At 74.4% G+C, this 20,929-nt stretch carries 19 protein-coding genes and 1 tRNA gene; 9 read left to right on the forward strand and 11 right to left on the reverse strand.

What is annotated here, in order from left to right:
* Positions 1–2 precede the first annotated feature (2 nt).
* Positions 3–1,745, reverse strand: coding sequence for an NAD(P)/FAD-dependent oxidoreductase (locus FB458_RS22040; protein WP_141847826.1), 1,743 nt, complete (start codon positions 1,743–1,745; stop codon positions 3–5).
* A 20-nt stretch (positions 1,746–1,765) separates the two neighbouring features.
* Positions 1,766–2,743 carry an NAD(P)/FAD-dependent oxidoreductase gene (locus FB458_RS06840; protein ID WP_211355954.1) on the reverse strand — a complete coding sequence of 326 codons (978 nt, stop codon included), beginning with the start codon at positions 2,741–2,743 and terminating at the stop codon, positions 1,766–1,768.
* 54 nt (positions 2,744–2,797) lie between these two features.
* Between FB458_RS06840 and FB458_RS06845 the strand changes: the two genes are divergently transcribed.
* The 5 genes from FB458_RS06845 (at position 2,798) to FB458_RS06865 (ending at position 6,397) form a co-directional block, all read left to right on the forward strand.
* A complete protein-coding gene (locus FB458_RS06845) occupies positions 2,798–3,124 on the forward strand; it encodes a rhodanese-like domain-containing protein (protein ID WP_141847827.1) in 327 nt (108 codons plus the stop codon).
* A 4-nt stretch (positions 3,125–3,128) separates the two neighbouring features.
* The gene (gene pdxY, locus FB458_RS06850) at positions 3,129–3,977 is read left to right on the forward strand and encodes a pyridoxal kinase PdxY (protein WP_141847828.1); all 849 of its coding nucleotides are present in this window, start codon (positions 3,129–3,131) and stop codon (positions 3,975–3,977) included.
* Positions 3,974–4,585 carry a hypothetical protein gene (locus FB458_RS06855; RefSeq protein ID WP_141847829.1) on the forward strand — a complete coding sequence of 204 codons (612 nt, stop codon included), beginning with the start codon at positions 3,974–3,976 and terminating at the stop codon, positions 4,583–4,585. Before pdxY ends, FB458_RS06855 begins: the two co-directional genes overlap by 4 nt.
* A gap of 53 nt (positions 4,586–4,638) precedes the next feature.
* Positions 4,639–5,883 (forward strand): ATP-binding protein, encoded by a 1,245-nt coding sequence (locus FB458_RS06860; protein WP_141847830.1) that lies wholly within the window; start codon positions 4,639–4,641, stop codon positions 5,881–5,883.
* 154 nt (positions 5,884–6,037) lie between these two features.
* Complete coding sequence (locus FB458_RS06865; protein ID WP_141847831.1) at positions 6,038–6,397, forward strand: hypothetical protein; 360 nt, start codon at positions 6,038–6,040, stop codon at positions 6,395–6,397.
* Between the two features lie 99 nt (positions 6,398–6,496).
* Here the strand turns inward: FB458_RS06865 and FB458_RS06870 are convergent, their stop codons facing one another.
* The 3 genes from FB458_RS06870 to FB458_RS06880 form a co-directional block, all read right to left on the reverse strand.
* Positions 6,497–8,224 (reverse strand): HNH endonuclease, encoded by a 1,728-nt coding sequence (locus tag FB458_RS06870; RefSeq protein ID WP_141847832.1) that lies wholly within the window; start codon positions 8,222–8,224, stop codon positions 6,497–6,499.
* A gap of 149 nt (positions 8,225–8,373) precedes the next feature.
* Positions 8,374–10,635, reverse strand: a complete 2,262-nt coding sequence (locus tag FB458_RS06875; protein WP_141847833.1) for a sensor domain-containing diguanylate cyclase — start codon at positions 10,633–10,635, stop codon at positions 8,374–8,376.
* Positions 10,636–10,749: 114 nt separating this feature from the next.
* Positions 10,750–10,956 carry a hypothetical protein gene (locus FB458_RS06880; RefSeq protein ID WP_141847834.1) on the reverse strand — a complete coding sequence of 69 codons (207 nt, stop codon included), beginning with the start codon at positions 10,954–10,956 and terminating at the stop codon, positions 10,750–10,752.
* A gap of 32 nt (positions 10,957–10,988) precedes the next feature.
* Here FB458_RS06880 and FB458_RS06885 point away from each other — a divergent pair, with 32 nt between their 5' ends.
* Positions 10,989–12,455, forward strand: a complete 1,467-nt coding sequence (locus FB458_RS06885) for a 3' terminal RNA ribose 2'-O-methyltransferase Hen1 (RefSeq protein WP_141847835.1) — start codon at positions 10,989–10,991, stop codon at positions 12,453–12,455.
* Positions 12,452–15,022 carry a polynucleotide kinase-phosphatase gene (locus FB458_RS06890; protein WP_141847836.1) on the forward strand — a complete coding sequence of 857 codons (2,571 nt, stop codon included), beginning with the start codon at positions 12,452–12,454 and terminating at the stop codon, positions 15,020–15,022. Before FB458_RS06885 ends, FB458_RS06890 begins: the two co-directional genes overlap by 4 nt.
* 1 nt (position 15,023) lies before the next feature.
* On the opposite strand, the gene FB458_RS06895 is transcribed toward FB458_RS06890, so the two are convergent.
* The 6 genes from FB458_RS06895 to FB458_RS06920 form a co-directional block, all read right to left on the reverse strand.
* Positions 15,024–15,464, reverse strand: a complete 441-nt coding sequence (locus tag FB458_RS06895; protein WP_141847837.1) for a hypothetical protein — start codon at positions 15,462–15,464, stop codon at positions 15,024–15,026.
* Positions 15,465–15,542: 78 nt separating this feature from the next.
* Positions 15,543–16,109 (reverse strand): GAF domain-containing protein, encoded by a 567-nt coding sequence (locus FB458_RS06900; protein ID WP_141847838.1) that lies wholly within the window; start codon positions 16,107–16,109, stop codon positions 15,543–15,545.
* A 10-nt stretch (positions 16,110–16,119) separates the two neighbouring features.
* Positions 16,120–16,428, reverse strand: a complete 309-nt coding sequence (locus tag FB458_RS06905; RefSeq protein WP_141847839.1) for a hypothetical protein — start codon at positions 16,426–16,428, stop codon at positions 16,120–16,122.
* Positions 16,429–16,552: 124 nt separating this feature from the next.
* A complete protein-coding gene (locus FB458_RS06910) occupies positions 16,553–18,142 on the reverse strand; it encodes a methyl-accepting chemotaxis protein (RefSeq protein ID WP_141847840.1) in 1,590 nt (529 codons plus the stop codon).
* 441 nt (positions 18,143–18,583) lie between these two features.
* Positions 18,584–19,189 (reverse strand): hypothetical protein, encoded by a 606-nt coding sequence (locus FB458_RS06915; RefSeq protein WP_141847841.1) that lies wholly within the window; start codon positions 19,187–19,189, stop codon positions 18,584–18,586.
* Positions 19,190–19,275: 86 nt separating this feature from the next.
* Positions 19,276–19,358 (reverse strand) — tRNA-Leu (locus FB458_RS06920).
* Between the two features lie 165 nt (positions 19,359–19,523).
* On the opposite strand from FB458_RS06920, the gene FB458_RS06925 reads away from it, so the two are divergent.
* Both FB458_RS06925 and FB458_RS06930 read left to right on the forward strand, forming a co-directional pair.
* A complete protein-coding gene (locus FB458_RS06925; protein ID WP_141847842.1) occupies positions 19,524–20,357 on the forward strand; it encodes an FHA domain-containing protein in 834 nt (277 codons plus the stop codon).
* A gap of 31 nt (positions 20,358–20,388) precedes the next feature.
* Positions 20,389–20,925: an FHA domain-containing protein FhaB/FipA gene (locus tag FB458_RS06930; RefSeq protein WP_141847843.1), complete on the forward strand. Its 537-nt coding sequence runs from the start codon at positions 20,389–20,391 to the stop codon at positions 20,923–20,925.
* The last annotated feature ends 4 nt before the right edge of the window (positions 20,926–20,929 follow it).

Below are 20,929 nucleotides of genomic sequence, written 5' to 3' on the forward strand. Positions count from 1 at the left end.
GGTCAGGTGGTGAGGGTCGCCAGCCAGGCGTGCACGAGCGGCACGGCCGCGGCCCCCTCGCCCGACGCGGCGGCGACCCGCTTCATCGAGTCCACCCGGATGTCGCCGGCGGCGAAGATCCCCGGCACCGTCGTCTCGAGCGCCGCCGGCGGGACGCCCTCGCGCCACCGCTCGGGCGGCACGTCGCGGCCGGTGACGACGAAGCCGCGGGCGTCGCGGGCGACCTCGTCGGGCAGGTAGTCCGCGCAGGGCTCGGCGCCGAGCAGCAGCACGAGCCCGGAGGTCTCGACCCGCTCCTCGTGCCCGTCGGCGTCGCGCAGGGTCAGGCCCTGCAGCCAGCCCTCGCCGTCGGCGCCGACGACCTGGGTGCGGGGGCGCACCTCGATCCGCGGGTTCGCGGTGACCTCGCGGACCAGGTAGTCCGACATCGTCTCGGCCAGCCCGTCGCGCCGGACGACGATCGTCACCTGCTTGGCGAACCGCGACAGGTGCACCGCGGCCTGTCCGGCGGAGTTGCCCCCGCCGACGACGTGGACGGAGCGGCCGGTGAGGTACGGCGCGAGCGTCGTCGCGGCGCCGTACGTCACCCCGAGGCCCACCATGGACTCCACCGAGTCGACGTCGAGCCGCCGGTACGCCGCCCCGCTGGCCACGACGACCGCGCGGGCGCGGATCCGGGACCCGCCGGGCGTCCCGTCGTCGACGACGACGGTGTGCGGCTCGCCGTGGACGGCCGCCGTCTCCACCGCGCTGACCGGCATGCCGACGAAGAACCGCGCCCCGAAGCGCAGGGCCTGCATGCGGGCGCGCTGGGCCAGCCGCATCCCCGAGATGCCGCGGGGGAAGCCGAGGTAGTTGCGGATCATCGAGCTCGTGCCGGCCTGGCCGCCGATGGCCTCGGACTCGAGGACGACGGTGGCCAGGCCCTCGGACGCGCCGTACACCGCGGCGGCGATCCCGGCCGGGCCGGAGCCGATGACGAGGAGGTCGGCGACGAAGCCGTCCTCGAGGTCGGACGGGCGGCCGTACATCACCGCGCCGAGCTGGGCGAGCGTCGGGGCGGCGAGCACCTGCTCGGGCTGGACCTCGCCGCGCTCCCCGCGCCGCCCGACACCGGGAGCGTTGCGCACCAACGGGAACGGCGCGCCCGGTCCGGCGGCGGCGACGACGGCGCGACCCACCTCGGAGTCGGCGGCGTACTTGCGGCTGGGGATCCCCATCCGCTGGAAGTAGTCGAGGATCTGCGAGACCTGCGCGGTCTTGCGGTCGAAGACCACCTGCACGCCCTCGGTGCCGAGCGCGCCGGTCGACCAGGCCCAGTCCGAGAGCACCTCGACGACGGCGGTGTGGAACTCCTCGTCGCGCGGGCCGGTCGGGATGCCGAGCCAGGTGTCGAGCCGTCCCTCGGCCGACGCCTCCCGCAGCCGGGGCAGGCTGGCGCTGTAGCGGGCCGGGGCGAGCAGGGCGATCCGCCGCGCGGTGGCGGTGACGTCGTGGACGGTGTCGAGCGCCCCGATGCCGTCCCCGTCGGGCAGCTCGGTCTCGGCGGCGACGAGCGCGATGCCGCGCCCGTCGAGGGTCAGCTCGCGGGCGGTGTCGAGCAGCGCGTCGACGCCGTCGGTGAGGACGACGTCGTAGTCGTGCGCGTACCGCGAGGTGAAGGCCTCCTCGACGGCGTCGCGCTGGTCGGGACCGGCGGCGAGGAGGACGACGGGGCGGGTCGGGTCGGGCTGGTTCTCCACCACGACGCTCGAGCCTAGTCGCGTCAGCCCGCGAGCAGGGCGCGCGCGAGGTCGACGCCCGAGCGCCACGCGCTCTCCACCCGCGGCGTGCCGCCACCGGCCCACTGGTCGCCGGCCAGCCCGATCGTCCCCCCGTCGGTGCTCGAGAGGTGGTACGTCGTCTCGTGCGTCCCCTGCGGCTTGGCCATCCCCCAGCGCATGGCGTGGGTCCACTCCGGCTCACCCAGGTCGAGCAGGCGGCGCAGTGCGGCGACCACCGGCGGTACGGCGCCCAGCGGGTCACCGTCCGCCTCGGCGAGGACCCGGGCGGCGAGCTGCGGGCTCGAGTGCGCGACGAGGACCGGCGCGCCGTCCCCGCGACGCGACCCGTCGTCGGCGACGAAGACGACGTCCGGGTCGTCGTTGACGAAGGCGCAGCGCAGGTCCCAGGTGCGCTCCGGCCAGCCCGTCGCGACGGCGACGGTCGGGTCGTTCTCGACGACACCGATCTCGGCGAGCAGGTCGGGGGCGAGCCGGGCGGCCTGGGGGTCGGGCATGGCGAGGACGACTGCGTCCGCGTCGCCGCGGACCTCCCGCAGGTCGTCGACCGGGGCGCCGAGGTCGACGTGCAGCCCGGCGGCGACCGGGTCGCCGAGGACGTCGCGGACGAGGCTGCGCAGACCGCCCGGGGCGGCCCACCGCACGGGGCCCTCCTTGCGGGTGAGACCGTCCGGGCCGAGCACCTCGGTGCCGTCGACCCACGGCGTCGCCAGGCCGCGTCGCTCCCAGTCGCGCAGCAGCGCCCCGAACTCGTCGTCCTTGCTCGTGACGAACCCCGGGCCCAGGTCGACGCGGCGGCCGTGGACCTCAGGCGAGGCCATCCGCCCGCCGGGAGCGCGGCCGCGCTCGACGAGCCGGACCCGGGCGCCGCCGTCGACGAGGGTCCGGGCGCAGGCGGCCCCGGAGAGCCCGGCTCCCACGACGACGACGGACAGGGGGTGGTGCGGATCAGAAGGGGTCACCGGAGCGCCGTACCCGTTCGGGCGTCGGGAGTCCCGCGGTGGCAGGATCGGCCCATGGCCATCCCGCAGACCTCCGTCACCGACCTGCCCGACGACGCCGTGCTCCTCGACGTGCGTGAGCAGGACGAGTGGGACGCGGGGCACGCGCCCGGCGCCGTCCACATCCCGCTCGGCGACCTGCCGGCCCGCGTCGGCGAGCTGCCGCAGGTCGACGGCCCGCTGGCGGTGACCTGCAAGGCGGGCGGCCGGTCCGCCCGCGCGGTCGCGTGGCTCTCGCAGCAGGGGTACGACGTCGTCAACGTCGACGGCGGCATGGGCGCCTGGTCGGCGGCCGGCAAGCCGATGGAGTCGGCGTCCGGCGAGACCCCGCGGGTGAAGTGACGCGATGAAGGTCCTGTCGATCCAGTCGCACGTCGCCTACGGGCACGCGGGCAACTCGGCCGCCGTCTTCCCGCTCCAGCGGCTCGGCGTCGAGGTCTACCCGGTGCTCACGGTCACCTTCTCCAACCACACGGGGTACGGCGCCGTCCGCGGCCCGGTCGTCGCGCCGGACGACGTCCGCGAGGTGCTGCTGGGGGTCGAGGAGCGCGGGGCGTTCTCGACGATCGACGCGGTGCTGTCCGGCTACCAGGGCGCCGAGACGATCGGCGAGGTCGTCCTCGACGCGGTCGGCCGGGTCAAGGCGGCCAACCCGTCGGCGGTCTACTGCTGCGACCCCGTCCTCGGTGACGTCGGTCGCGGGTTCTACGTGCGGCCCGGCATCCCGGAGTACATGCGCGACCACGTCGTCCCCGCCGCCGACGTCGTCACCCCGAACCAGTTCGAGCTCGAGTTCCTCACCGGCAGCGAGCTGCCCACCCGCGCGGCGCTGCTCGACGCGATCGGCCGACTGCGGGAGCAGGGCCCGCGCACCGTCCTCGTGACGAGCGTGCAGAACGCCGACACCGCCGAGGGCACCATCGAGATGGTCTGCGTCAGCGACGAGGGCGCGTGGTCGGTCGCGACGCCGATGCTCGACATGGTCGTGCGCGGCGGCGGCGACGCCACCGCCGCGATCTTCCTCGCGCACCTCCTGCGCGACGGCGCCCGCACCGCCCTCTCGCGCACCGCCGCCTCGATGTACGCCGTCCTCCAGGCCACTCACGACGCCGGCGGCGGCGAGATGCGCCTCGTCGAGAACCAGGACGCCATCGCGCGCCCGGACGAGCGGTTCGCCCTCACCGACCTCGCGTGACCGACCCCGCCCTGAGGGGCCGGCCCACCGACTGCGAGGTCGATGCCCTGCTCGAGCGGGTCGTCGACCGGGTCGGCCGCGACCGGTTCGACGCGGCCGTCGAGTGGGCGTGGCGGACCGCGGAGGGGTCGGGGCGCGCGGAGACCCCGGAGGACGTCGTCCCGACGTGGCCGGACGACGTTCGCGAAGTGCCGCACGACGTGGCCGACGTGCTGTTCCCCGATCCGACCGACGACACCGACCCGCTGCGGGGACAGGACGACGTCACCCGGTTACGCGTGCTGCTCGCGGCGTACCGGCGGATGCCGACCTACGCGCTGCTCATGACCGCGCCAGCGGTGCGCAGCGACGAGGTGCTCGCCGTGTGGGACGACGCCGTACGGGCTCTGCTCGACGACCCGGACCCGCGGTTGGCCGACCTGATGAGCTACCACCTGTGGTCCGGCGACCTCGACGACCCCGACCAGATCGAACGGGCGTGGGACGCCGTGACGCAGGGTATCGAGGACGCCCCGTTGCGGCGGGTGCGGCTGCTCGAGATCGACGAGCCCGTGCCGTGGCGGCTCAAGCGCGTGCTGTACGGCGAGCACCCGCGCGACACGCCCTAGCCGTCTCTGCCGTCCTATCGGGTCCGCACTAGACGGCGCCATACGCTGCGATCGTGGACCCGATCCGGAACCCGTACGCCCCCGGCGCGGGTCAGCGCCCGCCCGAGCTGGCCGGCCGCGACGCGCAGCTCGACCAGTTCGACGTGACCCTCGAACGGGTTGCGCGGGGACGACCCGAGCGGTCGGTCGTGCTGACCGGGCTGCGCGGGGTCGGGAAGACGGTGCTGCTCAACGCGATGCGCTCGCAGGCGGTCCGGGCCGGCTGGGGGACGGGGAAGCTGGAGGCGCGTCCGGACCAGTCGCTGCGGCGACCGCTCGCGGCGGCGCTGCACGTCGCCGTACGGGAGCTGGGGCACCCCGACCGGGACCAGGCCGACGAGGTACTGGGGACGGTCAAGGCGTTCGCGCTGCGTGACCAGCCCGCGGCGAAGCTGCGGGACCGGTGGAGATCCGGGATCGACGTCCCGGCGACGAGCGGTCGCGCCGACTCCGGTGACGTCGAGATCGACCTCGTCGAGCTGCTCACCGACGTCGGCGGGCTCGCGGCGGACCGGGGTAAGGGCATCGGGATCTTCGTCGACGAGATGCAGGACCTCGGGCCGGCCGACGTCTCCGCGGTGTGCGCGGCCTGCCACGAGATCAGCCAGGCGGGCTTGCCCGTCCTCGTCGTCGGCGCGGGCCTGCCGCACCTGCCCGCGGTGCTGAGCGCCAGCAAGTCCTACAGCGAGCGTCTCTTCCGGTACTCCCGGGTCGACCGGCTCGACCGCGAGTCGGCCGACCGTGCGCTCGTCGCGCCCGCCGCGGAGGAAGACGCCGAGTTCACCCCCGAGGCGCTGCAGGCGATGTACGACGTCACCGCCGGCTACCCGTACTTCGTCCAGGCCTACGGCAAGGTCGTCTGGGATGTCGCGGCCCGGACGCCGGTGACCGCCGACGACGTGCGGGTCGCCGCCCCGGAGGCCGAGGCCGAGCTCGCCGTCGGGTTCTTCGGGTCGCGGCTCGAGCGCGCCACCCCGGCCGAGCGGGAGTACCTGCGGGCGATGGCCGACGTGGCGGTCGAGCCCGATGGCGCGACCGAGGAGAACGCCGACGTCGTGGGCCCCGCCGCGGCGGAGCAGGACTCGGTCCTCACGTCCGCCGTCGCGGCGCACCTGGATCGCAAGCCGCAGTCACTGTCCCCCGCGCGGGACGCGCTGCTGAAGAAGGGGCTGATCTACTCCGGCGAACGTGGTCGGATCGCGTTCACCGTGCCGCACTTCGGCCGGTACCTGCGCAGCGCGGCTGACGGGCCGGCGTGAGAACGTGCCTGACGAAGTCCTACGGCCCTGGTACTCGATCCCCATCGGCTACAGCATCTACTGCCCGCAGCACGTCCCGAGATGGGCCGCCTACATGGAGCGGTGCGCCGTCCGTGAGGCGTTCCAACAGAACAGTCCCGAGTACGGCGCCTGGGTGGCTGAGCACGTGCCGGTCGTCGACGTCTCCATGGTGCTCAAGATCCTGCCGGTGGCGGAGGGCCGCCGATCGAGCCGCCGGACAGCTACGGGAGTCTCGTTCACGATCACGCAGCCACTCGCCTCGTATCTTGCGGACCCGTCGCACGCCGGGATGGGGCGGTGTGCAGACAGCGACGCGGCGGTCTTCGACGCCCTCATGATCAGCCGCTGGCGCATCCCCGCACCGCCGCCGCTCGACCTTCCTCCTGCAGAGGACGCGCCGAGCTGGACTCGGCTCGGACGCTTGCTGATCGGCGGCGAGGAACCACACCACGTGATCGACCTCTGGCGGCGGGGTGAGCTGCCGGAGTCCTGAGCCCCCTCGTACCGGCTCCGAACTCGGCACGCGACAGGTGCGACCGGCGCGCATGCCATCGCCGTTCGCGAGCAGATCGCGGCGTTGTCACGTCCCCGCTCAGGTGCGCGTCGGTGGTGTCGGTGGTGGGGCGTGCCAGGTGACGCCGGTGGGGGTGATGGGTGCGTGCAGGTCGTGGGTGTGGACGTGGGTGTGGTGGCGTCGGCAGAGCAGAGCGGCGTTGCTGCGGTCGGTGGTGCCGCCGCGCGACCACCACTGGACGTGGTGGACGTCGCACCAGGTGGCGGGGACGGTGCAGCCGGGGTAGGTGCAGTGCTTGTCCCGTCGCCACACGATGAGGCGTTGGGCGGGGGTGAAGAGCCGCTTGGTGCGGCCGAGGTCGAGGACCTGTCCGTTGGTGCCGAGGATGGCGGGGATGATCCCGGCCTCGCAGGCGAGGCGGCGCACGGTCGCGGGGGAGAGGACCTCCCCGGTGGAGGTGATGCCGGCGCGGTCGAGGGCGCCGACCAGGGCGTCGAGGTCGATGGTGACGAGCAGCTGGGTCTTGTCCCCGAGTCCGGGCCGCGGCCCGAACGCCGCCCCAGCACCCGCGCCAGCACCCGCCCCAGCACCAGCCTCAGCCTTCGGGTCAGCCGTGGTGTCGTCATCCCGCGAAGAGCCGGTCGAGCCGCCGGTCGAGCCGCCGGTCGAGCCGCCGGTCGAGCCGCCGCCGGGGACGCCGGGGTCTTCGCCGCCGGCGGCGACGGCGCGGTTGACGAGGTCGAGCAGGGCGTCGGCGCGCCGCGTCGCGGGTGAGCGGGGGTCGCTCATCTCACCCGGTTCCAGGGTGCCGTCCTGCAGCCGCCGCGGCGCGGACAGCGCGGAGACGGCGGCGTCGACGATCGCGGCGCCCTCGGGGTCCAGGGTCAGCTTGTACGAGGCGAGGCCGGTGGCGGAGGCGCCGCCGTCGATGCGGGTGAACGCCCGCGCCTGCCGGGCGCGGCGTTCGTCGTCCTCGAGGTCCTTCGCCGGTTTGACCACGGCGGCGGCTTCGCGCAGGTGTCGGGCCAGCCGCTTCGCGTCCACGCCCCGAGAGGACCCCGGAGCCTCGGTCTCACGCGCATCCGTGGAGCCGTCTGGTCGGACGTCGGGCAGGACGTCGGAGGCGCCGACGACGAGCCCGGTCACCCACGTCGTCAGGTCGTCTTCGTCGGCGACCGGTTGGATCTGCTGGGCGAACCGCACGATCTGCGCGGCCCGCCCGACCGGCAGCGCGGTGGAGAAGACCGCCTCCCGCACGACGTCCGCACCGGGCACGCGGTCCCGCGACGCGCCCCCGAGCTGTCCTGTGTCGGCGAGGACGGTGGTGGCCCTCGCCACCGTGACCGCGGCGGCGACGGTGTTGACCTCCGGCAGCGGCGCCCGTGCCCCCAGGGCCTGACGGGTGTAGTCCGCCACCGAGAACCCCGCCTCGGACGCCAAGCCCCGCGAGAGCACCTCACCGAGCAGGACCTGCTCGAGGACCTCCAACCGTGCCCGCGCCTCCCCGACGTCCGCGAACGCGGCGAGGACCTGACCGGTCGACAGCCGGTACCCCTGCGACGTCGGCGTCGGTTCCGCCGCCGCCCGCAGGTGCGCCACCGCCACGGCGGTCGCGTCGGTCAGCAGCCGCTCAGCTCCGAGGTCACCCCGATCTTCAGGGGCGATGCCGTCACGCTGCTTCCCGAACCCCGCCGACCACTGCTCCGGCTCACCCAGGACGTCCCCGACCCGACGCCACGACCCCGCACCAGCGGACGCGGCAGCGGCGTCCGCCGCACCGCGCTCCGGGGTCAGGTCCTCGTCCATGTCCCTACGCTAGAACCGACCACCGACAGCCCAAGCCGGCTGTTGCGCGCCAATCCCGGTGTTGCACAGCCGGATTCGCGACACAGAACAATTCGGACGTCTCGTCACCCTGGCGGATCATCCGCTTGACAAAACCGTAGGAGCCTCTGTCAGGCGACGGAGGATGAGCGACCCGCCGGCACGTCGAGCACCAGCCGGTCCTTGCCGAGCCGCTTGGCCCGGTACATCGCGGCGTCCGCGCGGCCGACCAGCTGCTCCGGGGTCGTCGTCGCGTCCGCCCGGGCGATGCCGACGCTCATCGACACGGTCACCTCGTGACCGTCCCACCGCACCGGTCGGGACACGGCTCGCGCCAGGCGACCCGCGAGGCGGGAGACCTCGTCGTCGGTCCCGATCTCCTCGCACAGCACGAGGAACTCGTCACCACCGAGCCGGCCGACGGTGTCGACCGTCCGCACTGTCGCGCTGAGCCGGCGGGCGACCTCGACGAGGACCCGGTCGCCGGCGGCGTGACCGTAGGTGTCGTTGACGTCCTTGAAGCCGTCCAGGTCGCAGAAGAGCGCGTAGACGGCGCCGTCGCCCCGTCGCTGGCCGCGTGAGACCGCGGCACGGATCCGCTCGGACAGCAGGGTCCGGTTGGGCAGGTCGGTGAGGGCGTCGTACAGCGCCTGGTGGGTGAGCCGCCGCTCGGCCTCGCGCCGCAGGCTCACGTCCTCCGCCTGCAGCAGCAGGCAGTGGCCGAGCTCGGGGTCGGGCAGGTCGGTGACCGTGAGCAGGCACCACACCGTGCGGCCGTCGTGCGTACGCAGCTCGCGCTCGGCCGTCACCGCGTGACCGGGTTCGCGGTGCGCCAGGTCGACCAGACCGCGGACGACGTCGCGGTCACCCGGGGCGAGCAGCTCGTCGACGGTCTCGGCCGCCGCGACGCCCTGGGCGCTGAGCCCGAGGACGGTGGCTACCGCCGAGTTCGCCTGGACGACCCGCCCCTCCAGCGTGAAGAGGACGAGCGCCGCCGGGTCGGACTCGAAGATCGCCCGCGAGCGCGTCTCGCTGGCCAGCAGCGCAGCCTGCTGCGCCCGGGCCGCGGTGATGTCGTTCATGGCGACGACGGCGCCGAGCAGGTGCCCGTCCTCGTCGACCATCGACCGGCCGGAGCACTCCACCCGGGTCGCGGGCCGGTCCGCAGGGCTGATGACGATCTCGACGTCGTCGACCGTGCCGTCGCGCAGGGCCCGCAGCAGCGGCACCCGGTCGGGGACGAGGACGGTCGTGCCGTCGTCCTCGAACAGGGCGAAGGACGTGCCGAAGCTGTCGGGGTCCTGCGCACCCGCGTCGTCGACGCCCATCCCGTGCCACGCCTGGGTGGCCCGGTTGAAGACGGTCAGCCGGCCCCTCTCGTCGCACGCGACGATGCCGACGTCGATGCTGTCGAGCACGGCGTCGGTGAAGATCTGCCGGCGCCGCAGCTCCTCGTGGGCGGCGGTCAGCCGCTGCTCCGCGAGGACCTGGTCGGTGATGTCGGTGACGGTCGCGATGAGCCGGTCCTCGACGCCGTCGTACGCACCGGGGCCGAGCACCCGCGCGACCCCGACGAGCACGGGCAGCGACCCGCCGTCGGACTGCCGGTAGCGGCGCCGCGCGAAGTAGGACAGGCGGCCGTCGAGGGTGCCCAGGTCCGCCTCCTGGCGGGCGCGCTCCTCGTCGTCCGCCAGCAGGTCCGCGGAGAGCGTCCCCAGCAGCTCGTGCCGCTCGTACCCGAGCATCCGGCAGAGGGTGGTGTTGACGTCGACGAAGGTGCCGTCGGGCAGGCACTCGGCCAGCCCGATGGGCGAGTGGTCGAAGAGCACCCGGATCCGGCGCTCCGAGCGCGCCACCGACTCGGCCGCCTCTCGCAGGTCGGCCTCGACCTGCTCGCGGACCTCGGCCTCGCGGGTGAGCAGGGCGGCCTGACGACGCAGCACCAGCTGGCCCGAGGCCTGGCGCCCGAGCATCCACAGCTGGTCGAGCTGAGCCTCGGTGAGGTGCCCCGGCCGCGGGTCCATGACGCAGAGGGTGCCGACGACCTCGTCCTCGACGACGAGGGGCACCCCCGCGTACGAGCGGACGTACGGCGCCCCGGCGACCACCGCCCCGTCGGCGAACCGGGGGTCGAGCCGCGCGTCCTCGACGAGCAGGGGAGTCTCGTGCGCGACGACCCAGGCGCAGAAGGTGCCGTCCTTCGCCGTCTCGGAGGCGTCGAGCCCGCGGTGGGACTTGAAGAGCAGCCGGTCGCCGTCGACGAGGGTGACGAGCGAGATCTGCGCGTCGCAGAGCATCGCAGCGAGCCCGGTGAGGTCGTCGAAGTCCCGCTCCGGCGCCGCGTCCGGTCGGCCGGTGAGGGCGCAGGCCGACGTCACCACCACCTCGCTCATCCGGCCTCCCTTTGTCGACGGGCGGCGGATCCCACCGTCGGGAGAGCTCGCCCGTGCGCACCATCGGCCGGGGGTGGTCCCGTCTGAGGGTTCCCGTGTGAGCGTTTCCGCGCGCTACCCGCCCGTCCCGGTGACGTCGAGCAGCACCTTGCTCGCGACCGACCGGTCCCCGGCGAAGTCGAAGGCCTCCCGGGCCCGGTCGACGCCGACGACGTGCGGGACGACCGGCGCCACCGGTCGGCCGTCGGCCAGGAGCCGCAGCGCGTCGTCCAGCTCGTGGTCGAACCGGAACGCGCCGCGCCGCTCGATCTCGCGGGTCACGAGAAGGTTGCCGGAGAAGGCACGATGACCTCGTGCTGCTCACCCTCACCGCGACCGCCTCGCCGGGCCTGCCCGACGCGTCCGACCTGGGCTACCTGCTGCACAAGCACCCCGAGCGCGTCCAGCAGCTCGACTCCTCGGTCGGTCTCGCGCACGTGCTCTACCCGGAGGTCTCGCGCGAGCGGTGCACCGTGCTGCTGCTGCTCGAGGTCGACCCGGTCGGGCTGGTGCGCGGCACCCGGTTCGCCGTCGACGGCTTCGCGCTCGGCCAGTACGTCAACGACCGCCCGTACGCCGCCTCGTCGCTGCTCGCCGTCGCCCTGGGCCGGGTCTTCCGCACCGCCGTCGCCGGGCGGTGCGCCGCGCGCCCCGAGCTGGTCGACGTCCCCCTCGACCTCGAGGTCCACGTCCCCGCGCTGCCCGCCCGGGTGGGGAGTGGGACAGCCGGTGGCGCGGGCGGCGCGGACCTCGTCCGGCGCCTCTTCGGGCCGCTCGGCTGGGAGGTCGAGGCGCGCGAGGTGCCGCTCGACGACGAGCACCCGGAGTGGGGCGGGTCGCCGTACGTCGACCTGCGGCTGCACGGCACCCACCGGCTCGCCGACGCGCTCGGCCACCTCGTCGTCCTGCTGCCCGTCCTCGACGGGTCGAAGCACTACTGGGTGAGCAGCGACGAGGTCGACAAGCTCGTGCGCACCGGCGGAGGCTGGCTGGCCACCCACCCGGACCGCGACCTGGTGATGCACCGCTACCTGGCCCGGCAGCGTTCGCTGGTCCGCGAGGCCACCGCCCGGCTCGACGCGCTCGACGACACCCCGGAGCCGGACGTCGTGGACGCCGACGCCGATGCCGACGCCAGAGGACCCGAGGCACCCCTCGCGGTCCAGCGCCGCGACGCCGTCGCCGCCACCCTGCGCCGGCTCGGCGCCCGCTCGGTCGTCGACCTCGGCTGCGGCGAGGGCGCCCTGCTCTCCGTGTTGCTCGACGACCCGGCCGTCACCCGGGTCGTCGGCGTCGACGCCTCGGTCACCGTGCTGCAGCGGGCGGCCACGCGACTCCGGCTGGACCGGATGCCCGACCGCCGCCGCGAGCGCCTGGAGCTGCGGCAGTCGTCGGCGACGTACCGCGACCCCGCCCTCGCCGGCGCGGACGCCGTCGTCCTCATGGAGGTCGTCGAGCATGTCGACCCCGAGCGGCTGCCCGAGCTGGCCCGGTCCGTGCTCGCGCACGCGCGGCCGGCCCACGTCGTCCTCACGACCCCGAACGCCGAGTACAACGTGCTCTACCCGGCGCTGCCCGCCGGCGCGGTGCGCCACCCCGACCACCGGTTCGAGTGGACCCGGGCCGAGCTGGCCGCGTTTCTCGAGGACGTCGGGGCCACGTACGGCTACGCGGTGGAGGTCACGGGCGTCGGCCCGCAGGACGCGACGTACGGCGCCCCGACCCAGCTCGCCGTCCTCACCCGCCTCGACGTGCCGCCCGACCAGGAGGTGTCCGCATGACCGACACCCCGCGCACCCCTGTCGTCACCGTCCCCGAGCTGTCGCTCGTCGCGCTCGTCGGCGCGTCGGGCAGCGGCAAGTCGACCTTCGCCGCCCGCCACTTCGCGCCGTACGAGGTCGTCTCGAGCGACGCCTGCCGCGGGATGGTGTCGAACGACGAGGACGACCAGTCGGCCTCGGCCGACGCCTTCGGGCTGCTCGGCGAGATCGTCGCGCGGCGGCTGCGCCGCGGGTTGCTCACCGTCGTCGACGCCACCAACGTCACCCGCGACTCGCGCGCGCAGCTGGTCGCGCTGGCCCGCGCGCACGACGTGCTGCCCGTCGCCGTCGTCCTCGACGTGCCGGTGTCCGTCGCCGCCGAGCGACAGGCCGCGCGGCCCGGCCGCGGGATCGACCGGCGCGTCGTGCAGCGCCACCACGACCAGCTGCGCCGCTCCCTGCGCGGGCTCGAGCGCGAGGGGTTCCGCGTCGTCCACGTCCTGCACGGCGTCGACGAGGTCGACGCGGCGACGGTGGTCCGCGAACGGCTGCGGGGCGACCGGCGCGACGACCACGGCCCCTTCGACGTCGTCGGCGACGTGCACGGCTGCCTGCCCGAGCTGCTCACCCTCCTCGACCGCCTCGGGTACGACGTCGTCCGCGACGACGCGGGTCGCGCGGTCGACGCGGTGCACCCGCAGGGCCGTCGCGTCGTGTTCCTCGGCGACCTCGTCGACCGCGGGCCCGACTCGCCGGGCGTCCTGCGCCTGGCCATGGGGATGCACGCGGCCGGGCACGCCCTCGCCGTCCCGGGCAACCACGAGCACAAGCTCGTCCGCGCGCTCGACGGTCGGGAGGTCACCGTCAGCCACGGCCTGGAGACGACGCTCACCCAGCTGGAGGGCGAGAGCGAGGAGTTCCGGGGCGCCGTCCGGGCGTGGTGCCACGACCTCGTCTCGCACCTCGTCCTCGACGACGGCCGGCTCGTCGTCGCGCACGCCGGCCTCAAGCAGGAGTACCAGGGGCGCGCGTCGGGCCGGGTGCGCTCGTTCGCCCTCTACGGCGACACGACCGGCGAGACCGACGAGTTCGGCCTGCCGGTGCGCTACCCGTGGGCGCAGGACTACCGCGGGTCGGCGACGGTGCTCTACGGGCACACGCCGACACCGCGCGTCGAGTGGGTCAACGACACGGCGTGCCTCGACACCGGCTGCGTCTTCGGCGGTCACCTCACCGCCCTGCGCTACCCCGAGCGCGAGCTCGTCCAGGTGCCGGCGGAGCGCGTGCACTACGAGCCGGCGCGGCCTTTCCCGACGGCCGGCTCGCCGATCGACGCCGGTCGTGGCGCAGGAGACCTCTTCCTGGACGACGTCCTCGGACGTCGCTCGGTCGAGACCGGCCACCACGGTCGCATCACCGTCCGCGAGGAGCAGGCGGCCGCCGCCCTCGAGGTGATGAGCCGCTTCGCCCTGCCGCCGCGCTGGCTGCCGTACCTGCCGCCGACGATGTCGCCGGTCGCGACGTCGAGCGAGACGGGACTGCTGGAGCACCCCGCCCAGGCCTTCTCGGCGTACGACGACGCCGGCGTCGCCACGGTGGTCGGCGAGGAGAAGCACATGGGCTCGCGCGCGGTCGTCGTCCTCGCCCGCGACGAGGAGGTGGCCACGGAACGGTTCGCCGCCCTCGCTGGGGAGACCGGGGCGCTCTACTCCCGCACCGGGCGCGCGCTGCTCGACCGTCCGCTCACCGAGGCGCTGCTGGCACGGCTGCGCTCGGCCGTCACCGCCACGGGGCTGTGGGACGAGCTCGGCACCGGCTGGCTGGTCCTCGACGCCGAGCTGCTCCCGTGGTCGCTCAAGGCGGGTCCGCTCCTGCGGCAGCAGTACGCCGCCGTCGGGGCGGCCGCCGGCGCCTCCCTGCCCGCCGCCGTCGCGGCGCTCGAGCAGGCGGCGGCGCGGGGGCTCGACGTCGACGGGCTGCTGGCCCGCACCCGGGGCCGGGTCGACGACGCGGAGGCGTACGTGGCCTCGTACCGGCGCTACGTCCGGCCCACCGACGGTCTGGACGGGGTCGAGCTGGCGCCGTTCCAGGTCCTTGCCTGGGACGGTGGTCTCGGGAGCGAGCGCGACCACCTCTGGCACCTCGACGTGGCGGACCGGCTGGCCGCGGCGGACCCCGTCCTCGTGCGCCCGACGCGTCGCGTCGTCGTCGACCTCGCCGACGAGGCCTCGCGCGCGGCCGGGGTGCGGTGGTGGGAGGAGCTCACCGCCGCCGGAGGCGAGGGGATGGTCGTCAAGCCGGTCGCGAACCTCGTCCGCGGCCCGAAGGGGCTCGTCCAGCCCGGCCTCAAGGTGCGCGGCCGCGAGTACCTGCGGATCATCTACGGCCCGGAGTACACCCGGCCGGAGCACCTCGAGCGGCTGCGCGACCGGCAGCTCGGCCACAAGCGGTCGCTGGCGCTGCGCGAGTACGCCCTCGGCCTGGAGTCGCTGCAGCGGCTCGTCGACGGCGCGCCGCTGTGGCGGGTGCACGAGCCGGTCTTCGCCGTCCTCGCCCTCGAGTCGGACCCGGTCGACCCGCGGCTCTAGGTCACGCGGCCTCGTCGGGACGCACCGCGACGTCCGCCACCACGGGGGCGACGGGGGCGACGACGGGTGCGACGACGGGTGCGACGACGGGTGCGACGACGGTGCGGGCCAGGACGGTCGGCTCCGGGGCGACGGGGCGTCGTCCGCGCAGGACGTCGGCCACCGAGCGCACGCCGCACAGCGGGACCTCGAGGACGGCCAGGCCGAGCACGAGGACGAGCGTCGCGAGCGCGTTGACCGCGACGACGTCGCGGCCGGGCAGCACGAAGGAGGCGACGAGCAGGACGAGCGCGAGCAGCGTCGCGGCGAGGACCGGCATCAGCCCGTACGACGCGTCGCGGCGTCGCAGGCTGCCGACGACCCGCACCAGCCACGCGGCGAGCGTGGCGGCCGGGAGCAGGAACCACGTGAGCGCCTCGGCCCCTCCCGCGAACTGACCCATGCCCCCAGTCTCCCGGGCGGTCCCGCACCGCGTCTCGGCGGACGGGACGCGGGTGCGGGGCACGCGGGACGTGAGCGGTCAGTCGACGAGGAAGTGCTCCAGGTCCGCGACGATGCGGTCCGAGAGCCGCTCGAGCAGCGCGATCTCGTCGGCGCTGAACTCACGCGGCTCGTAGCCGAGCGTGCAGCAGGCGCCGAGCACGTGCCCGGAGGACGTGATGAGGGGGGCGCCGGCGTAGCTGCGCACGCCGTCGAGCAGGACGAGGGGGTTCGTCCTCTGGACCTCGTCGACCGTCGCGTCCGGGACGACGTACGGCGCCCTGGTGCGCACCGTCGTCGCGCAGAACGACCACTCGATCGGGGTGCCGGCGGCCTCGCCCATCCAGGAGCCGTCGAGGCCCCGCTGGCCGGCGAAGTACTGCGCGCCGTCGAGGACGATGCTCACCGCGCCGATGGGCAGACCGAACAGGTCGGCGGCCTCGCCGGCGTACCGGTCGAGGACGGCGGCCAGCTCCGGCGACTCGACGTCGTAGCGGGCCACCGCGAGCAGGCGGTCGACGTCGCCCACCGGGTCCTGCGCGGGATCCGCACCCGGGTCGATCACGTCGGTGGTGGTGTCCGTGCCAGCGCCCATGGGGAGGGTCATGGTGTCGCTCCTATCGTCCGAGTTGGGTGAGCTTGCGAGCGGCCGTGGCGCGGATGCGCCACGACATGGCCAGGACGCGGCACAGGCTGCCCTGCGCCGCGACCTGGGTGAGGAGGCTGTCGAGCTGGGCGTCGTCGAGGACGCTGACGGTGGTCGGCACGCCGACCCGTGCGCAGACCTCGGCCCAGACGAGCTCGAAGTCGTCGGCGGGCAGGGTCGCCTCGAGACCGTCGCGCACGTCCGTGACGGTCGGGGGGACGGCAGCGTGGTGGCCGGCCGGGGGGCGGGTGGCCAGGCGGGTGGAACCTGGGTGGGTCATGGGTGGTGGTCCTCGCTCCTGTGTGGTGGCGGTCGGTGGGCGGCACCCGGTGGGGTGACGCCGGTGTGAGGACGGCAGGTGGGTGCCGGTGGGGCAGCTCGTGGGGGTGGTGCGGGGATCCGGCTCAGGTGATCTTGAACTGGACGATGAGCGCGTTGAGGCTGCTCGAGAGCTCGGCGAGCTCGGCGATGGTCTCGGAGGAGGCGCCGACACCGGTCGACGTGGCGCCGACCGCGCGGGCCACGGCGGCGACGTCCTCGGTGATGGCCCCGGCGTTGCCGGCCACCTCCGCGGCCGACCGGGTGATCTCCGTCGTCGTCGCGTTCTGCTCCTCGACGGCGGCGGCGATCGCTCCCTGGATCTCGCTGATCTCCTCGATGAGGGCGCTGATCTCCGCCATCGACTCGACGGCCACGCCGGTGTCGGTCTGGATGGCGGCGACCTTGGCGGAGATGTCGCTCGTCGCGCCGGCGGTCTGCTGGGCCAGGGCCTTGACCTCGTTGGCGACGACGGCGAAGCCCTTGCCGGCCTCGCCCGCGCGGGCGGCCTCGATGGTGGCGTTGAGCGCGAGGAGGTTGGTCTGCTCGGCGATGGCGTTGATGAGCCGGACCACACCGTCGATCTCCGAGGAGGAGGCGGCGAGGCGTCGTACCCGCTCGGCGATCTCGGCGGTCCGCTCGCGGCCGCCGGAGGCCACCCCGGCCGCGTGCGAGGCGTTGCGCGCGATCTCGCTGATCGAGGCGCCCATCTGGTTGGCGCCCGAGGCGACCGAGGTGATGTGGGTGGCGACCTGGTCGGCCGAGGCGGCCGCCGACCGCGCGGTCGCCGCCGTGGCGTCCGCGTTCGTCGCGGTGTCGTGGGTGATGGCCCGCAGCGCCTCGGAGGCCGCCAGGAGGGCGACGATCGACTGCTCGAAGGCGACCATGACGCCCTGGATGCGGCCGATGAAGAAGTTGAACGCCCGGCCGAGGGCGCCGATCTCGTCCGACCGGGTCTCGTCGACCCGGGCCGTGAGGTCCCCCTCGCCCGTCGCGATGTCGTCCATCCGGGCGGCGAGCCGGTCCAGCGGGACCAGCACGGTGCGCGCGAAGAGCGCCCCGAGGACGAGCAGCCCGAGGACGATGACGACGGCGACCGCGATCGCCGTCGTGCGCATCAGCCGCTGCTTCTCGGTGAGGTCGGCCACCACGGCGGCGAGGTGCTCGTCGGCCGCGGTGCGGGCGGCGTCCAGGTCGTCCATGAGGCGGTTGGAGACCTCCTCGTTGCTGACCGTGATGAGCTTCGCGGCCGTGGCGACGTCGCCGGCCTGCTGGGCGACGCGGGCGCGGCGCGCGAAGTCCTCGTACGCCTGGAAGTCGCGCTGCACCGCGTCGAGCCCGGCCGCCTCGGACGGCGGGGCGAGCCGACGCGCCTCCGCGAGGTCGACCCCGAAGGCCTTGACCCCCTCGAGCCCCTGCGCGTACGTCGCCTCGACGAGCCGCGTGTTGCTCGGCGCCGTCGCCGCGACGAGGACGTACATGTTGTTCTGGTCGTCGTAGAGGTACCAGTCGGTGACGAGACCGCGGACCGCCCCCTGGTAGGCGGCGGCGTCGCTCTGGAACCGCTCGAGACTGGTGGCCGAGCTGGAGGCGTCGGCGATGACGAGGGCCTCGCCCGCGATCGTCACCACGGCGAGCACCCCGAAGGCCATCGCCGCCTTGCGGAACAGGTTCACCGCGATCCACCTCTGTCGTGGCCCGTGACACCCGGTCACCTCGAGCCGGGCTCGGCTCACCGAGAGTGATGCGCCGCACTGCGTACTATCGGCAGCGCGAGTAGTACCTGAGGGAAAACGACTGCGAAAACGTCTTCGCACACGCCGGTGGTCGACACCGAGCCCTTGTTGCCACCTGTCCGATAAGTCGAACTTGCGCAGATGTTCCCGAATCTGCACACGTTCGCTATCGTCGATCTGTCGTCGGACGGATGACCCCACCCTCCTCCCGCCGACCTCGTGCGTGACCCCCGTCGCGACGCCCCGGCAGCTCCCTCCCGTGCCGGGCCCGCCGTCGAGGGACACCCACCGGCACGACGAAGGGCCCGGTCGTCGACCGGGCCCTTCGGACGTCCAGCGGTGGATCGGTGCGCGGGGTGTCCCGACGGCCCGCCGCCGCGCTCACCGTCGGCAGTCGCCCGTGCCGTCCCCCGGGCGGCACAGCGTGATGCCGACCGGGACCGTCACCGTGCGTTCCGCCCCGTCGGCGTCCCGGTAGTGGACGGTGAAGCTCGTCGCCGCGTGGGAGCCGGACGGGGTACCGGTCACCTCCCAGGCGAGCCAGCTCATCGTCGTCGGTGTCTGGTCCGCCGGGTCCCGGCAGGGTGTCGTCACCACCTTGCCGCCGCTCCTGGCCTCGACGTCGGCGAGGCGACCGGTCCGGCTCAGGGGGATGTCCGACTGCGGCCCGGGAGTGCCGAGGAGGGTTCCGAAGGCGGTGACCGGCAACGGCGAGCCGTCGCCCCCGTTCGCCGTCACGGCCGTGAGGGTGACCCCTGTCCCGCCGGAGACGCAGGCGGCGATACCCGACGCGACCACCGGCTGACCGTCCTTGATGTCGTGGACCGTCATGGACGACGCGTCCCGGGCGACGATGGTCAGCTCCGAGGACGGGGCCGGGCTCGACGCGACGTCGCACCCCGAGCAGGCCCACACGAGGAGCGCGCCCAGGACGACGACGAGACGCTGCCTCGCGGTGGCACGCGAGAGGTCGGGCGCCGTGGTCATGTGGTGCCCCCCGTTCGAGCCGGTCCGGAGGGCGCCGTACTGCGCCTCGGGACCCTCAAGGAGCCGGGGACGATACCTGGAGTGTGTGCGCGAGGGGGGATTTGAACCCCCACGTCCTTGCGGACACTGGCACCTGAAGCCAGCGCGTCTGCCGTTCCGCCACTCGCGCGAGTGTGGGCCCAAGTGTGCCCGGTCACCGGTCGGATCACCAAACCAGCCCACCCGACCGTGGCATGAGGTGGCCTTGAGGTCGACCCCGTTACGATGACCCGACCGTGACAGCGACGTGACAGCGGGTCACGCCGAGGACGGTGAGAGCGCAGGAGGGGTGGCGGTGGGACTGTTCGACCGGGTCGAGCGCGGCCTCGAGCGCGCCGTCAACGGTGCCTTCGCCAAGGCCTTCAAGTCCGAGGTGCAGCCGGTCGAGCTCGCCTCGGCGATCCGCCGGGCCATGGACGACCGCGCCGCCGTCATGGGCCACGGCCGCACGATGGTGCCCAACCTCTACGCCATCGAGCTCTCGCCGAGCGACTACGACCACCTCAGCGAGTTCGAGGACGCGCTGGAGGACGAGCTCGTCGCCGCCGCGCAGGAGCACGCCGACACCCAGCGCTACCAGCCCGCCGGCCCGATCCGGGTGCAGCTGTCCGAGGGCACCGACCTCGAGACCGGCGTCTTCCGGATCCGCCCCGGCTCCAGCCGCCGCCCCGCGGGCGGCGCCCCCGAGGGCGGTCGCGAGGCGGCCCGCGAGCCCGCGCGCCCCGCCGCCCGTCCCGCCGCGTCGCCGTACGAGCGCGGGTCCGAGCGCGAGCCGGAGCAGCGGTACGACGCCCCGCGCCCCGCGGCGCCCGTGCCGGTGGGCCACAACCCGGCCGACCGGCCGTGGCTGACCATCGACGGCGAGCGCTACCCCCTCGTCGGCGCGCTGACCGTCATCGGCCGCGACGAGGTGGCCGACATCATCCTCGACGACCCGGGCGTCTCGCGGCGGCACTGCGAGGTCCGGGTCAGCACCGACGGACCCCACCTGGTCACGTCGGTGCGCGACCTCGGCTCGACGAACGGCACCTTCGTCAACGGCGAGCGCGTGACGACCCAGCGGCTGCGCGACGGCGACCAGCTGACCGTGGGCCGGACCCAGGCGGTCTTCCGCCCCGGCAAGCGGTGACGCCCCGCGTGACCGGGACTGCGAGCCGCCCGTGAGCGAGCTCACCCTCACCCTGCTGCGGCTGGGGCTGCTCGTGCTGCTCTGGCTCTTCGTCTTCGGGGTCGCCTCCGTGCTGCGCAGCGACCTCTACGGCACCCGGGTCAGCCGGCGCGTGCTGCCCTCGCGGGGCGGCCGGTCGGCGGACCCGGCGCCGTCGCGCGCCGAGGCCCGCCCCGAGCCGCGCCCCGAGCGCAAGCCCGAGGCGCGCAAGGAGAAGTCCGAGCGCCGCGGTCCGCGGCTGCCCACCCAGCTCGTCGTCACCGAGGGCCAGCTGGCGGGGACGTCGCTGCCGCTGGGTCGCAGCGGGGTCCTGGTCGGCCGGGCCCCCGAGTGCACCCTCGTGCTCGACGACGAGTTCGCCTCGGGCCGGCACGCCCGCATCTTCCCGCGCCCCGAGGGATGGTTCGTCGAGGACCTCGGCTCGCGCAACGGCACCTTCCTCGGCGGCTCCGCGGTGACCGGGGCCGTGCCCGTCACCGTCGGCAGCGTCCTGCGGATCGGGCGGACGACGATCGAGCTGCGCGGCTGAGACC

The sequence above is a fragment of the Lapillicoccus jejuensis genome, from assembly GCF_006715055.1.
Taxonomy (GTDB): domain Bacteria; phylum Actinomycetota; class Actinomycetes; order Actinomycetales; family Dermatophilaceae; genus Lapillicoccus; species Lapillicoccus jejuensis.